The sequence below is a fragment of the Morganella morganii H1r genome (assembly GCF_000633515.1).
Classification (GTDB): domain Bacteria; phylum Pseudomonadota; class Gammaproteobacteria; order Enterobacterales; family Enterobacteriaceae; genus Morganella; species Morganella morganii_B.
On record NZ_AYMP01000006.1, the window covers coordinates 47,357 to 62,582 of the forward strand.

Consider the following 15,226-nt stretch of genomic DNA (forward strand, 5'->3'; position numbering starts at 1 on the left):
GATGTTATTCCAATACTGAAATCGTCACACAAGGCTTCAGTTCCGGTTGCCCGATAAAACTCCGCCAGCCCAGTTGATTGTTATCGTTTTCGCCGAGAACCATCCCGCCGACCTGTTTTTCCGCCATCCGCAGCCGCAGATCCCAGGCCAGCTGCTCGTGCATGATGTAAGACACAAAGGCGACCAGCGGCAGATAATCCGGGCCGTTCGGTAAGAAACGCATGTAACGGCTCAGTGGTAATTCACTGATTTCAATAGTGCATTTTCCGTTACAGTCTTCAATACGGGAGCCGAGACTGAAATTTTCACCCAGCAGGGAACGCGGCTGCGCGGTCCGGCTTGCGCTGTACAGAATTTCACCCAGCCGGTTCTGCTGATCGTCCGCAATCGGCACCCGGCGGCTTTCCCAGCCTGACAGCTCCACATGGTCCAGATCAAAACAGTGGGAAATCAGGCTGCATATCACATCCGCTGAGCGCCCGGGGCTTGCCAGTAATCCGGCATAGGCCAGCATTTTGTTGTGATTGATCCGGATCCGGCTGCGGTTACTTTCGCTGCCCAGCCCGAGCAGCGTGAACATGTAGCGGGAAAACGGATCACGTCCGTCCGGCTCAAACGAAATGTAATAGCGGTATTTCCGCCAGATCCGGTGCAGCAGTGTGACAAAGCGGTGATTAAACAGATTGAGAAAATCTGTGACGCTTTCGGTCTGCTGGGCTTCTTCCCACGCCAGGCTGTCGAGGTAATAGCCCGGCAGCGGAGACTGGCTGCCGTGCAGGCCCAGAAACGCCACTTTGACATCATAGCTGCCGTCCTCACGGCGGGTGACATCGGTTACATCCCGTGTCGGAAAGGCGATGCCGGCACTTGCCGAGAAACGGATACTCTCCTGTGCGGACTTTCCGGCCGCTGTCACGGATTTAATCAGTAACTCTGCCAGCTGATAAAAGTCATACTCCGTCATGGCGGCAGTACCATCGCCGGCGGAGGATGTCAGCGCAGAACGGTGTGATTGACTTTCGCCGGCCATACATACACTTCCCGGTTATCCATATTGATCACTTCCAGCTCATGAAAGGTATTCACGCTGGTATAGAGCCCGAAAAAATGAGCAATAACGGAACAAAACAAATAGAGCCCGCCCTCGGATGAGAACGCACTCTGATGAACAGATAAGGTGGATTTCAGCCCGCGCACCGGCAATCCCCGGTACAGGTATTCAGCGGGCTGCGTGGTCATGCTCACCAGGGCATCAAGGCATTTCTGTGTCTGACGGGCCGTCTGCTGGTGGAAAACAGAGGTCAGATCATAAAGCTGTAACAGTTGCCGTAATGCATCCAGACTCAGCAGTGACTGATAATTCAGCGACATATTCGTCAGCACAGACCAGTGCAGCGAGTGGTCGAGCAACGGCCGCAATGTTTGTGTCGGTTTCATGATATTGCTGACTGCGGCAATATCCGGCAGTGGTGCCGTGCTGCGGGTAACGGAACCGGCCCGCAGGTAACCGGCCACATCCCGGTTGGTGCAGAGCAGGGAAACGGAAATGGTTTCATCACAACCGACCAGTGCCGGTTCATTACTGCGGACAAAAGACATCCGGTGGCGGAACCCGCCGTCATCCGGTGACGGCAGCGTGTGCAGGCGGTAATACAGCTCGTCATCACCTTTATTGACCGGCTCCTGATGGTGGAAACTTTCAAACTGCGTGTAATGTGTCATTTTTGCCGGTTGTCCGGCACAGCGGCGCAGTCCGTCCACCCGGGTGACAGAAAAAATATCGTAGCTGCCGGGATGAGCAAAGCCCGGACTGAGCGGGTACTCACTTTGTCTGCCGTCCAGCTCAATGGCTTCACTTTCCATCGGGAACAGGTTAGCCGCCGGTACACAGTTAATCCGGATACTGTCATTGTTAATATCCGCAGCCGGCGGCAGCGGACGGGAAAAGTGAATGGTCAGGGAAAAATGATCACCGGACATCACCGCCGGAATATCATTAAGCCCCTCAATATTCAGAAACAGAAAAGCACGCGGGAAACTGAAGTATTCCTGCAGCAGGCGATGCCCTTCATAACTATTTTTGGGGTAGGGCAGCAGTGCATCCTCACGGCTGAACCCGACCGGTGATACGGTCATGTTTTCCGGCTGATACGTATGCTTTCCGGTGGCCAGTGTTGCGCCGGATACCGCGTGATTCAGCAAAAAATAGAGTTCCTGCGAGGTGTAATCATCCCCGCCGAGATAAATCTGTAACTCCGCCAGACCGGCATCCGCTAACCGGATTGGTTGCGGCAGTGAAAACGAAACCGTGACTGACTGTCTGTCAGCGGTGACAGAGGAGACGGTAAACGGCATCACCCGCAGATCACGGCTCTGTGTGAAATGGCAGGTCATCTGATGCAGAATATCTTCCTCCGCATCACTTTCATCCAGTGTGACGGGCTGACTCTCAAACCGTGTTCCCGCCGGTACCGAAACAGGCCGGCTCAGGGAAGAGGACGGCACGAACTGCATCACTGTCATTGACGGAAACGGCCGGGCATAACTGGGCCACAGCATGGTGACCAGGCTGTTTGATAATTCCGGAAACTGGCGTTCAATCTGACTGCGCAGAGAGGCGGACAGATAAGCGAATCCTTCCAGCAGGCGCAGCACATCCGGGTCAGTGCTCTTCTCCGCCAGAAAATTAACCAGATGCGGCTTGTGGCGCGCAACGGTATCTTCCAGCAGTTGCAGATATTCAAGTTCATCAGAAAAACGGGGATTACGTGGCATTTTGTCAGGCCTGCTTCAGTCTGTAATGCCGGTGACTGTCCATCTGCATATTAAATTCAATCAGCTGAGACTGATTTTCCAGTAACACCAGTGCGGTGATCCGGAACTCCAGAAGCAGCGGGTTATGTTCATCAATGACACCTTCCACCGCGACATCACTGATCCGCGGCTCATAGCGCAGAATGCAGTCTCTGATGGACGTTTCCAGACTGGCACGGAAGTCCACCGCTGTTGCGGTGGCATCATTGAGATCCGTCACACCCAGTTCACTGCTGCTCTGACAGGTGTCCGGCCGGGTATTCAGCACCAGTGTCAGGTGCGATTTGACCGAATTAATCAGAGCGGCAGCACGGGACTGACGGGAAGCACCGGCGTGCTTCCCTCTTATCCGTTCAAAAAGGCGTACCGGTTGTGAAGACTGACGATGATAATACGCCCCCATGACGGTTATTCCTTATCGAGACGGCCAACCAGTGACAGTTCGAAACTGGCACCCATGTATTTGAAGTGCGGACGCACCTGGATAGCCACCTGATACCAGCCCGGATCCCCTTCGACATCCAGTACCTGAATCTGTGCGGAACGCAGAGGGCGCTTACTGCGGACATCTGACGGCGGGTTTTCCTGATCGGCAATATACTGCTTCAGCCAGATATTCAGCTCACGCTCCAGATCCTGGCGCTCTTTCCATGCACCGATCTGCTCGCGCTGTAACACTTTGATATAGTGTGCCAGGCGGTTGATAATGAACATGTATGGCAGCTGGGTACCCAGTTTGTAGTTGGTTTCTGCCATCTTACCTTCACGGGTGTTCGGGTAATGTTTTGGTTTCTGTACCGAGTTGGCGGAGAAGAATGCGGCGTTATCACTGCCCTTACGCATAGTCAGGGTAATGAAGCCTTCTTCTGCCAGTTCGAATTCACGGCGGTCAGTGATAAGCACTTCTGTCGGGATTTTGGTCTGCAGTTCGCCCAGCGCCTCAAAGCAGTGAACCGGCAGATCGCTGACGGCACCCCCGCTCTGCGGCCCGATGATGTTCGGACACCAGCGGTATTTGGCGAAACTGTTGTTGATCCCGGCTGCCAGCAGAAATGCGGTGTTACCCCACAGATAGTGGTCGTGGTCTTGCTTGACACTTTCACGGTAGTTGAAGTTTTTAATCGGGTTTTCAACCATGTCGTAAGGAAGACGCAGCAGGAAACGCGGCGCGGTCAGACCGAGATAACGGGAATCTTCCGCTTCACGCAGAGAACGCCATTTGGTGTGTGCCGGACCTTCAAAAACAGATTTCAGATCTTTAATCGCCGGTAATTCGGTATAGCTGCTCACACCGAAAAACTCAGGTGAAACGGATGACAGGAACGGGGCATGAGCCATGGCACCGACAGCACTGACGTACTGAAGCAGTTTCATATCCGGTGTGGTATTGCTGAAAGCATAGTTCCCGACGATCGCGGCAACCGGCTCACCACCAAACTGACCATAACCGGCGGAATAGACATGCTTATAGAAACCGGACTGGACGATTTCCGGTGAAAATTCGAAATCTTCCAGCAGTTCGGATTTGGTGGCATGAATAATATTAATTTTAATATTTTCACGGAAATCAGTGCGATCCACGAGTAACTTCAGGGAACGCCAGGAGGACTCCACTTCCTGAAACTGCGGGTTATGCAGAATTTCATCCATCTGGGTGCTGAGTTTTTTGTCCAGTTCGACCAGCATCTTATCAATCAGTAACTTATTGACCGGCTCTTCTTTTGAATCACTGGCCAGAATATTACTGATAAAGGCGGCCACACCCTGTTTTGCAATATCGTAGGCTTCGGTTTCCGGGGTCATCCGCGACTGCGACATAATTTCATCAAGCAGGGATGTCCCGGCAGGGATTTGGCCTGCTTCCTGTTTTACACTTTCTGTTGCTGTAGACATAACACAATTCCCATCAATTATTTATTACTGACGATATCCAGTTCTTTTAACAGTTGCTCACGGGTGGATTCATTATCCAGCAGAGCCTGAAGCTGTTTACGGAATGCAGGGATATTTCCCATCGGCCCTTTCAGCGCAACTAATGCTTCCCGTAATTCAAGTAACTTATTTAATTCCGGAACATTTTTCGCAATATTGTCAGGGGAAAAATCACGCAGAGATTTAATATCAAGATTGACAGGAATTTCTGAATCACTTTCTTCTTCAAGGTGATTTTTAACAGCAAATGTCAGGTTAATACCTGAATTCTCCATCACTGAATTAAAGTTATTCTGATCGACAGAAACGGTTTTACGTTCTTCAATCGGTGTATCTTCTTCTTTGTTTTTGAAGTCACCAATGACCAGCAAATGATGAGGTAATTCAATTTCTGCCTGGCTTCCGCCGTCATGAGGTGTGTATTTAATATTAATACGTTCTTTCGGCGCAACGCTGCCAAGGTCATTTTTACTCATTGACTGTCCTTATGAATTTTTGAGAGGGAATTAACTGTCCCGTACAGATACATAAGATAAGTGATTGCTGTTACCGGGCTGTGTCACCGGATGAATACACGTAATCTATGTAATTAGTTGTATTTTGTGTTAATTAAAATATTTGGATTAAGTTCGGGTCGTGAAATACGTTAGCGCAGAAGTTATCGCCTGCGGTACGCCCCTGTCAATCAATAAAATTATTTTACTAATAAACCGGGTGTGTTAGTCAGGTGATATAAAAATGTTAAATTAATTGTGTTTTTAATTAGTGAAATGTCTTATTGATTACGCATGTGAATAGTAGTCAGTCAGGGGGTGATTGAAAATAAAGAAAAATATAGAGAAGGCAATTGAAGCATATTAAATAATCAATGCAGTAACTGTATGATAATCACACTGAGTAAAACTTAACCAGCTCTGTGAGCGAAAGTATCTATTTAAACAGTGAAATATTATTTTACATTTGTTAATGAAATCATAAGTAGTTATATGTGTATTTTTTAATTTATAAAAAAAACCGCAGAAATTTTGGCATGTGCTTATGTATATTGCGTAAATTCGGTTTACTAATAAATGGAAACATTTTTCATGATGAAAAACGATTTTCAGACAAATTCTGCAAACAGAATAGGGCAGTATTGGCGGGTAAAGAAGAAGAGGATGAAGTTATCGGGCGATAAGCGATATTATATTTCGGATATTAGAAAATAACATTGCGATAAAACCGGAATATTATCGTTTTATATATATTGTTTTCTCTGGTGGTGTTATTTTTTTGATAAATATCAATCAGATAGTGGTGGTAGTATCCTGTTACCTTTTTTAATTTTTTGGATCGTGACGCAGAATAGCGGCAATGCCTTGTTTTACTGATATTTTTTCTTCTTGACTGGTTTTTTGTTAAATGCCTGATCTGCTATTGATGAATTTTTAGTCTGAATCGATATTCGTTATCAATTTAGTTTAGGATTAACATCCTGCCTTTTCAAAAATTCATGCGCAAGTGGATTATTCCGAGAGATGCAGATGGATGCTTTACCCCGGCTGATCGGACTCTGCATTATGTCTGTAACAGCAGCAGTGATAACCAGCCCGGCACTCTGAGTTATACATCTTAAAAATTATTTTAAAATCCATAACTATTTTGATAAATAACAAACCTGCTCCGGGGGCATCATGTTACGGTCGGATAAATATTGACCAGGCGGGGGCGGGATATGCCTTATTTATTCTTAACGCTGGCGGCGTGTTTCTGGGGCGGGAACTATGTTGTCGGGCATCTTTTGGTATCTGAAGCTGACCCGGTGATTTTATCGCAGCTGCGCTGGCTGGTGACGGCTGTTTTGCTGATGACACTGTATTTCAGTCAGGTTAAACAGCAGTGGGCGTTTATGAAAAAGGCAAAAGGGATAATCCTGTTTCTGTCATTATGCGGACAGGTTTTATTCCCGGTTACGCTGTATATCGGTTTGCAATATACCACGGCGCTTAATGCCGCTATTTATATGTCAGCAACACCCTCCATTGTTTTGCTGATTAATGCGATGATATTTAAAGAAAAAATTCAAAAAAGAAATTATATCGGCGTATTACTGAGTACGTTAGGTGTGATTTATCTGATATTTAAAGGTGACCTTAATTTTACAAAAGTCATCAGTCATTTAAATCAAGGGGATTTGTGGGCACTGGGATCCGCTATCAGCTGGGCATTGTATTGTGCTTTTCTGAGACTGAAACCCCGTAAGGTAAACGGTAATGCCTTTGTGGCTATCAGCTCGGTAACCGGCAGTCTGATGATGTTACCGGTACTGATTATTTATCTGTTTTTACATGATGTTCAGATCAGCAATACAGGCAATTATGCCTCACCGCTGTTTATCTCCGGGCTTGCCTATCTGGTTATTTTTCCGTCATGGCTCTCATATCTGCTGTGGAATAAAGGCATACTGACTATCGGTGCAACAAGAGGGGAGATTTTCTCTCATCTGATCCCGCTGAGTGGCGGTTTCTTCGGGGTTCTTTTCCTCAGTGAAAAATTACACAGTTATCATTTTTTGAGCGGTGTATTAATTATATCCGGAATTTATTTTTGTTCTTCAGCAAAAAAATAAAGGGATGTATTGAAACACACACCTTCATCTGCGTGAATAATACACGATGTCATAATGCCGGTGATCGTCTCACCGGCATTATTGCCGGGCAGGGTGGCAATGGTACCGAACGGGACACTGCGGGTGTTCTGTTTCGGCGCCACGGAGTTACCCACTGAGCGGTTATTGAATTCCTGCGAATAGTAATAAAAAATAAAAGTGTATTTGTGACTGAATAGTTATCAGTTATTCTTAATGAATAAGATAGTTTATTGTCACCGTTTTTTGTTTAATTATATTGAAGATTAACACAATAAATATAATATTTCCGGTACTAAGTGGTAAATATCAGCTGTAGAATACAGTTTCATCATCATTAAATGATGAACGATCCTTTCTGAATACTGACAGCATATTTTTACTGTCAGTAAAGCCGCAATGAATGTTCATCTGGTATAAAAAATCCTCCGGTGTCGTATCCAGAGCAAGTAATATCGTAATGAGCAGGTTGAGTGTCAGATGGTTGCTGCCACGCTCATAGCGGGAGATCTGCTGCTGACTTAATCCGGTTAAACAACCTAAATCATAGCCTGATAAATTTTTTTCTTTCCGTAATGAACGAATAACAGCACCAGCTGCCTGATTAATGACAGCGGAATTTCGTTTGTTATTAACGGGCATAAATAAGAGCCTTATATGCAGATAAAAATGGTATCCTGGAATAATGATAATAAAAGTAATTTAATTAATGTATCATGCCTGACTAATATAACTAATCTGTCTGTGTGACGACGATGTATATTCTACGCACGGTAATTGTTAATGCAATAGTCGTAATGTGGGTACAATATAAATGGCTGAAGTATAATAAATAAGTAGTATATTGGTGAAATAGTAAATAAGTGTTAGTATTCATAGTGTTCGGTATTTTTTTATTGATTTTAGTCAAAAACCGTTCATTTGGTATTTTAGTTTATTGTTCTGATTCTATGAATATAAGATAATAAAGACAGGCTAAAATAGTGAAAACCCTCATTGTTAATAAAATCTAATATAACAATAATAAAAATCAGACAGGCTGTATCAAAATATTATAACGAGATAAGAAAGACGGTGTCAGCGGGAATTAAGAAAAAAGACGGCAGACTAATTAACATGAATACAGGGATATACTGACAGTCTTCAGTTTTTTTATGTTATTAAAAAAGGATTTCCTGATTCAGACTTAAAGGGTATAGAGTATACAAATGCACATATCACCGCATTACCTGCAAACCGGTATGTCGCATGTGACTTTTTATTGATAAGGATATCCATATGAAAGAATTATCTGTCCGTGAATGTGAAGCCGTCAGCGGCAGCGGAATCGCTGATTTCCTCCGGCCGGGAACCGGCAATGTTTCCTCTCCGGTAACACCGGAAAAATCCGGAGGTAAGCTGATTATCGGCGGGGGAATCGGCCTCGGCTTTGGGGTATTCCCGTTTATCATCGGTGTCTTTATCGGCGGGATCATCAAAATTCCCCGCTGATACAAGGAAAATAGTTAAGGCCACTTCGGTGGCCTTTTTTGTGCCCGGAGGCAAGAGAAAAGAACAAAAAAAAGCCCAGACACAAAACGTGGCCGGGCGGAAACGATATAGGTATGAACAGAATGGAAAGTTCATATGTGTATAATAAAGGGAGTAATCTAAACAAAAGGACAACATAAGGCCGTAACCGGAAAGCCGGCGGGCAGATGTTATTTTATACGACGTCACATCAAAATCAGGGGAATAAAAAAATACCCGCACAGGTCAGTATGCGGGTAAATCATGTCAGAAAGAGTACCTGCACAGTCAGGAGCAGGTCAGTAATGTGAATATCAATTAATTAAAACCACTTATCAATATAATCACTGTATGGAAGATGTACAGTATAAAAATGTATCCGCAGTTATTTTCAGTATTTGCACGTAGTGGTTTGTATCAGGCCGGGTGTATGTGTCATGGCGTAATTTATTCAGTAAATACAATATACTGTCAGGGTATCGGTCAGAATTTCCCGCAGGAAATAAAAAAGCCTCTGAACAAACGAAACCGGTTCAGAGGCGTCAGGTGTTACTTTCAGCTTGGTAACACGTCTAAGATAGTTAAGTTATATGAATTAGTCAAAAGATGATTGGTCAAAAAGTGTGTTTTGCCGTGAAGGTAAGGGAGAATACGGTATTGTACAACATCGTAAATAAAACGCCTTTCAGTGTTGGTATAATACTGAAAGGCGTTCAGAGAGATAATGCTGCGTTCATTTAATCATCCCATTTCGGGCTCATGACGGTGGCAAACAGACAGGATAAGATAATAAATCCGAGTGTCAGTAAAAACATATATTCTCCTTAACGTAACTTTAATCTGGTCCGATAAATATTCTCCGGAAGAGGTGATAAATCATAATGTGTTTTCATTGACTGATTCTACCGGATAAAGACGTTAACTCAATGAAAGAAAACTGATTTATTGTCATGATTTGTCATTTTTACCCCCGCTCGTGCTGACAAAGAATAACGTATGTAAATAAAAGGGTATTCCCCGATCATCGTGTCTGTCAGTGTAATAGCAGATGTATTTATGTGAATCTCCTGACGGTAGCGCGTAACGCGATAGCGATTGTACGGCATCCTGAACATGATACGAAACCGGGCATGTTTTAAGCCGGTCCGCTATGGAAACCATAATTAAATTCAGTCTGACTGACCGAGTGGATAAAAATGATCCACACTATCGTTCCACTGGACATAATAGTCATTTAAGATACGTATTTTCAGCAAGTTGCCACCTTCCGCATTCGTAATGCGTAAATTAAGTATTCCATTATATTCAGTAGTTAAAAAAGAACCTGTAAAGCCGGGATGCGCTAACAAAGTTAATTTTCTGAAGAGTGCCTTTGTTTCAGCTTGGGTTGTGGCAGGATCAGGATGGCATAATTTATGAAAGTATGACATTGCCTCTGTCTGATGAGTACGGCAGAAAAACTCCTTAATTTTCTCCCAGATACTCAGGGTAGGGTGAGCAGTATACTTAAATGCATCTAAGACTTTATAAATATCAATAATACACGGAAAGCAACCGTTACCTATAACCAAAGACATATTTACTTACCCTATGACTCAGTGATATCCAGATTGACAAACTACCCTGATTACATCGAAGCCGAAATCATGTGATTGCCTTATTCGCGTTCAGAAAGATCATCTATCCGTCGCAGCCAAAAAAAGAGTGGTAATAAACCATAAAGGTTGTACATTGTCAGCATGATGAATAATAAAATGGCAGTCTGCTTATCACACCATGCTTTCTGGTGGCGCACAACGTGCGGCGCCGGTTTTGTTATTCAGTTTTAATTGCAAAAATCGCCGCCGGAGTGCGGCGATTTCATTTCAGACATATTGCATTCACCCCGGCGGCCTCTGATCATAATAAAAGAGGAAATCCTATGTCTGTTCATCACACGCAATCCGTTATTCTGACCGGTGACCGTATCACCGGGCCGCTGCACCTCGGGCACTATACCGGCTCGCTGCAGCAGCGGGTCAGACTTCAGCATTCTGCCGTGCAGTATATTCTGATGGCGGATATGCAGGGACTGACGGATAACGGCGCGCAACCGGAAAACGTAAACCGTTATTTTTATGATGTGGCGGCGGATTACCTGGCGGCAGGTATCGATCCTGCCCGTTCAGTGATTTGTCTGCAATCTGCGCTGCCTGCACTGGCTGAACTGACGCTGCTGTATCTTAATCTGGTGACCGTTTCCCGGCTGGAGCGTAATCCGACGGTTAAACAGGAAATCATTCAGAAGCAGTTCTCCCGTACACTGCCTGCCGGGTTTCTGATTTATCCGGTCAGCCAGGCGGCAGATATCACCGCGTTTAACGCTGATCTGGTACCGGTCGGGGAAGATCAGCTGCCGATGATTGAACAGACTAATGAGATTGTCAGCAAAATCAATCATATTACCGGGCAGGAATTACTGGTTCATTGTCGTGCTGAAGTCGGTAAAACCGGACGCCTGCCGGGGATTGACGGTAACGGGAAAATGTCAAAATCACTGGGCAATGCGATTAATCTCTCTGTCAGTGCCGATGAACTGACGCGCGCCGTTAATGCAATGTTTACCGATCCGCAGCACCTGCGGGTGTCCGACCCCGGCCGGATTGAGGGCAATGTGGTGTTTGCGTATCTGGATGCGTTTCATCCGGATACGACTCTTGTTGCTGAGATGAAAGCCCGTTATCAGGCGGGCGGGTTAGGGGACAGAGAGTGCAAAGCCGTGCTGAATGAGTGCCTGCAGGCGCTGCTGGCACCTGTCCGTGAGGAGCGGGCGCGGCTGATGGCGGATAAACCTTATCTGCTCTCGGTGATCCGCAGCGGAACAGAAAAAGCGCGGGAAGTGACACAGCAGACGCTAGATCGGGTGAAACGGGGAATGGGGTTATTGCTCTTCTGATTGACAGAACATGCGGATTTGGCAGGATGCGATTGATTCCCGTTTGCGTGAGGTCTATTATACGAACCATATCTGTTTTATATATGGTTTATCAGTTAAGGATTTTACGTGGGTATTGTTAAAATCTCCGATGAATTACATGAATATCTGCGCCGTGCGAGTACAGTGATGTCGCGCTCTATCAATGCTCAGGCAGAATTCTGGATCAAAATCGGAATGCAGGCTGAAATGAATCCGGATAAAACCTTCACAATGCTTGTCAGCGAAATGCTGGAAAAAGAATCTGTCAGCCGGAAAGGAGAACAGCATGAGTAGTATCGTTATAAAAAAACCGGAAGAAATTGAGCTGATGCGGGAATCAGGCCGTCTGCTGGCAAGCGTTTTTGCCATGCTGGACGACTTCATTAAACCGGGCGTGTCCACGCTGGCGATTAATGACAAAGTTGAAGATTATATTGTGAATACCCTTCAGTCACGTCCTGCCAGTAAAGGGCAGTACGGGTTTCAGTATGTGCTGAATACCTCGCTGAATGAAGTGGTGTGCCACGGTGTCCCGAAAGCGGACGAACTGGTGAAAGACAAAGATATCATTAACGTGGATATCACACTGGAAAAGAACGGCTTTATTGCGGATTCCAGTAAAATGTATGTGATGCCGGAAGCATCCCCGCTGGCACGTAAACTGGTGAAAACCACCTATGACGCCATGTGGGAAGGTATTCAGCAGGTGAAACCGGGCGCGACGCTGGGCGATATCGGCTCTGCTATTCAGCATTATGCCGAGTCACGCGGTTACAGCGTGGTGCGTGAGTATTGTGGTCACGGCATCGGCCGTGAGATGCATGAAGCCCCGCAGGTGCTGCACTATGGTGTGCGCGGTAAAGGGACGGAACTGAAAGAGGGGATGACCTTCACCATCGAGCCGATGATTAACCAGGGCGGTGCGAAAATCAAAACCAAAAAAGATGGCTGGACAGTGGTGACGCGGGATAAAAAATTATCCGCACAGTCCGAGCACACCATTCTGGTGACTGCGACCGGCTATGAAGTGTTAACTCTGCGTGCGGATGAAACATTACGCTGATTTTTGTCTGTATAAACAACAGAGTGTGAAAAGCCCGGCTGCGACCGGGCTTTTTTTGTCAGGGCTGGTCAGCCTTTGACAAAGCGCAGAAACTGTTCATACAGTACGCCGCCCAGCGTTTGTGCGGTGTGGTGTCCGGACTGCGGCAGCGTATCCACCGCCGCATGCATGCCGTGATAAATAATCATTGCCGTGATATCCGGATGTGCCACCTGCCAGTGACTGTGCTTCTCACCTTCCGCAATCAGGGCAAGCAGCTGATTCAGCACGGCATTTTCATGGTCATTACCCTGCTGGTGAAACCCCTGATGGAACAGGACATCATGCAGCTCCTGTTTCTCTGTATAAGCGGTGACAGAACGGTCACACCAGGCTGCCAGTCTGGCATCCGCATCACCTGCCGCACAGGCATCCATTGCCTGCTGAGTCTGTGACAGGAACCAGTCCATATAGCGGTGTCGCAATGCCTCGTAAATATCCGGTTTGGCGGCAAAGTAGTGATAATAGGTTCCTTTGGCGACACCGGCCCGCGCCACAATGTCACTGACGGTGGTGGCATCAAATCCCTTTTCGAGAAACAGTGATTCGGCGGCATCCATCAGTTCATTGATCCGGACATCGGCAGGTTTAAAACGGGGTTTGTGTTCTGCTGACTGAGTCATAAACGCGCCTTGTATAACGGAAAACCCTGATTATGCCATTTACGGGGCAGGAAGGCGAAAAAAACGCGCAAATGAAATACGTTCTCACTTCGATTGACCGTCGGTCGGTCAGTGTGTATTCTGCCGTTATGAAAGGAGAACACGATGAACAGACTTCGTTATTTTGCCGTTACCACCGCGATTTGCCTGGGTACTTTTATGGCAACGCTGGATATCAGTATTGTGAATGTGGCACTGCCGGCCATTCAGCATGATTTGGATGCACCGATGGTGTCATTGCAGTGGCTGATAGATGCTTATGCCTTGTGTTTATCTGCCCTTATCCTGTCCGCCGGTCCGCTGAGTGATCGTTACGGGCGCAAAAAGATGTGGCTGGCGGGTGTGCTGATTTTTACCCTCGGCTCATTGCTTTGTGCCCTGGCGGACACGCTGCCGCTGTTGCTGGCGGGGCGGGTGGTACAGGGAATCGCGGCGGCGCTGCTGATCCCCGGCGCATTGTCGCTGATCACACATACCTTTGCGGATAATCAGCAGCGTATCCGGGTGATTGGTATCTGGTCATCGGTCAGTGCGCTGTCACTGATTACCGGGCCGATCCTCGGCGGCGTGCTGGTGCATACCACCGGCTGGGAAGGCATTTTTCTGATCAATATTCCGGTCGGTATAATCACGTTCTTGCTCGGGCAGTATGGTATCCGCGAAAGTGCCGACCCGGAGAAAGCGGCATTTGACCCGGCAGGGCAGCTGCTGAGTATCGCAGCACTGGGGTGTGTGACGTACGGGCTGACAGAGGCGGGTATTTATGGCTGGCTGCATCCGCTGACGCTGTTCACTGTCACTGGCGGGATTATTTTTCTTTTATTATTTCTGTACACCGAAAACCGGGTGACAAAACCGCTGTTGCCGCTGGCGGATTTCAGGCGCCGCGAGTATCTGCACTATAATCTGGCCTCGTTTGTAATCGGTTTTGCGGCCTACACTAATGTGTTTTTTATTGCCCTGTTTTTACAGAAAGCACAGGGCTGGAATGCCCTTGAAGCAGGATGGCGGATGTCGCCGGAATTTATCGCCATGGCGCTGTTTGCATTCTCTTTCGGGCGGATCGCCCGCAAACTGAGTATCCGGCTGATCCTCGGTACCGGTCTGCTGCTGACGGCGGCAGCCTGCGGGCTGATGACACTGCTGACGCCGTATACGCCGTATCCGCTGACAGGGCTGATGCTGTTTATGCTCGGTACCGGTATGGGGTTATCGATTCCCGCCACCGGGGCGCTGATTATGCATGCCGCTGACCCGGCGCGTTCCGGTGTGGCATCGGCGACACTGAATATGATGCGCCAGACCGGTATGACGCTGGGGGTGGCACTGCTCGGCACCCTGATGATACAGCGGGCGGTCCGTATTGCGCAGCACCGTCAGCTGCCGTCAGCAGAGCAGCTTATCACCGGCGTACAGAGCGGAGAACTGACAGCCACAGTGCAGAATACGGTTTATGAAGCCTTTGCGGGCGGGTTTAATCTGGCAATGGCAGGCGCAGCATTATCGGCAGTATGGGTATTTATCCTGATATTTTATCCCCGCCGCCGCAAAATGCCGCAGGAAAACGGGAAAATAACCTTATAACAGAGAGGGTATATCCGTGGCGTGTATTTTGTGATTTATTA

15 protein-coding genes are annotated in these 15,226 nt (G+C 47.0%); 6 read left to right on the forward strand and 9 right to left on the reverse strand.

The genetic code is table 11. The annotated features are described in order from the left end of the window. Nucleotides 1–4 precede the first annotated feature (4 nt). Genes tssG through tssB form a run of 5 tightly spaced genes read right to left on the reverse strand, consistent with a single transcriptional unit; the run spans nt 5 to nt 5,222 of the window. Entirely contained in the window at nt 5–1,030 is a 1,026-nt protein-coding gene (gene tssG, locus U868_RS0103455) for a type VI secretion system baseplate subunit TssG (RefSeq protein ID WP_025152071.1), read from the reverse strand. Next, the gene (gene tssF, locus U868_RS0103460) at nt 994–2,775 is read right to left on the reverse strand and encodes a type VI secretion system baseplate subunit TssF (protein WP_025152072.1); all 1,782 of its coding nucleotides are present in this window, start codon (nt 2,773–2,775) and stop codon (nt 994–996) included. The genes tssG and tssF overlap by 37 nt, the downstream gene beginning before the upstream one ends. A 4-nt stretch (nt 2,776–2,779) precedes the next feature. Continuing rightward, nucleotides 2,780–3,217, reverse strand: a complete 438-nt coding sequence (tssE, locus tag U868_RS0103465) for a type VI secretion system baseplate subunit TssE (protein ID WP_025152073.1) — start codon at nt 3,215–3,217, stop codon at nt 2,780–2,782. 5 nt (nt 3,218–3,222) lie between these two features. Further along, nucleotides 3,223–4,707, reverse strand: a complete 1,485-nt coding sequence (tssC, locus tag U868_RS0103470; RefSeq protein ID WP_025152074.1) for a type VI secretion system contractile sheath large subunit — start codon at nt 4,705–4,707, stop codon at nt 3,223–3,225. A gap of 17 nt (nt 4,708–4,724) precedes the next feature. Beyond that, complete coding sequence (gene tssB / locus U868_RS0103475) at nt 4,725–5,222, reverse strand: type VI secretion system contractile sheath small subunit (RefSeq protein ID WP_025152075.1); 498 nt, start codon at nt 5,220–5,222, stop codon at nt 4,725–4,727. A 1,238-nt stretch (nt 5,223–6,460) separates the two neighbouring features. Here tssB and U868_RS0103480 point away from each other — a divergent pair. Next, the gene (locus U868_RS0103480; RefSeq protein ID WP_029990582.1) at nt 6,461–7,354 is read left to right on the forward strand and encodes a DMT family transporter; all 894 of its coding nucleotides are present in this window, start codon (nt 6,461–6,463) and stop codon (nt 7,352–7,354) included. On the opposite strand, the gene U868_RS0103485 is transcribed toward U868_RS0103480, so the two are convergent. Further along, nucleotides 7,327–7,497, reverse strand: coding sequence for a hypothetical protein (locus U868_RS0103485; protein WP_162817204.1), 171 nt, complete (start codon nt 7,495–7,497; stop codon nt 7,327–7,329). The genes U868_RS0103480 and U868_RS0103485 overlap by 28 nt on opposite strands. 184 nt (nt 7,498–7,681) lie before the next feature. Continuing rightward, nucleotides 7,682–8,014, reverse strand: a complete 333-nt coding sequence (locus tag U868_RS0103490; RefSeq protein WP_025152076.1) for a helix-turn-helix domain-containing protein — start codon at nt 8,012–8,014, stop codon at nt 7,682–7,684. 636 nt (nt 8,015–8,650) lie between these two features. On the opposite strand from U868_RS0103490, the gene U868_RS0103495 reads away from it, so the two are divergent. Continuing rightward, on the forward strand, nt 8,651–8,863 hold the full coding sequence (locus U868_RS0103495) for a hypothetical protein (protein WP_025152077.1): 213 nt from the start codon (nt 8,651–8,653) through the stop codon (nt 8,861–8,863). A 1,187-nt stretch (nt 8,864–10,050) separates the two neighbouring features. Here U868_RS0103495 and U868_RS0103500 read toward each other — a convergent pair. Then, the gene (locus U868_RS0103500; RefSeq protein ID WP_025152078.1) at nt 10,051–10,458 is read right to left on the reverse strand and encodes a hypothetical protein; all 408 of its coding nucleotides are present in this window, start codon (nt 10,456–10,458) and stop codon (nt 10,051–10,053) included. A 344-nt stretch (nt 10,459–10,802) separates the two neighbouring features. Here U868_RS0103500 and trpS point away from each other — a divergent pair, with 344 nt between their 5' ends. From trpS to map, 3 genes are all read left to right on the forward strand, one after another. Then, entirely contained in the window at nt 10,803–11,816 is a 1,014-nt protein-coding gene (gene trpS, locus U868_RS0103505; protein WP_025152079.1) for a tryptophan--tRNA ligase, read from the forward strand. A 108-nt stretch (nt 11,817–11,924) separates the two neighbouring features. Next, nucleotides 11,925–12,131 carry a ParD-like family protein gene (locus tag U868_RS0103510; protein ID WP_004241949.1) on the forward strand — a complete coding sequence of 69 codons (207 nt, stop codon included), beginning with the start codon at nt 11,925–11,927 and terminating at the stop codon, nt 12,129–12,131. Next, nucleotides 12,124–12,900, forward strand: a complete 777-nt coding sequence (map, locus tag U868_RS0103515) for a type I methionyl aminopeptidase (protein ID WP_025152080.1) — start codon at nt 12,124–12,126, stop codon at nt 12,898–12,900. Before U868_RS0103510 ends, map begins: the two co-directional genes overlap by 8 nt. Nucleotides 12,901–12,968: 68 nt before the next feature. Here map and U868_RS0103520 read toward each other — a convergent pair whose 3' ends face one another. Next, a complete protein-coding gene (locus U868_RS0103520) occupies nt 12,969–13,562 on the reverse strand; it encodes a TetR/AcrR family transcriptional regulator (protein WP_025152081.1) in 594 nt (197 codons plus the stop codon). Between the two features lie 144 nt (nt 13,563–13,706). On the opposite strand from U868_RS0103520, the gene U868_RS0103525 reads away from it, so the two are divergent. Beyond that, nucleotides 13,707–15,185 carry an MFS transporter gene (locus U868_RS0103525; RefSeq protein ID WP_025152082.1) on the forward strand — a complete coding sequence of 493 codons (1,479 nt, stop codon included), beginning with the start codon at nt 13,707–13,709 and terminating at the stop codon, nt 15,183–15,185. Nucleotides 15,186–15,226: the final 41 nt, after the last annotated feature.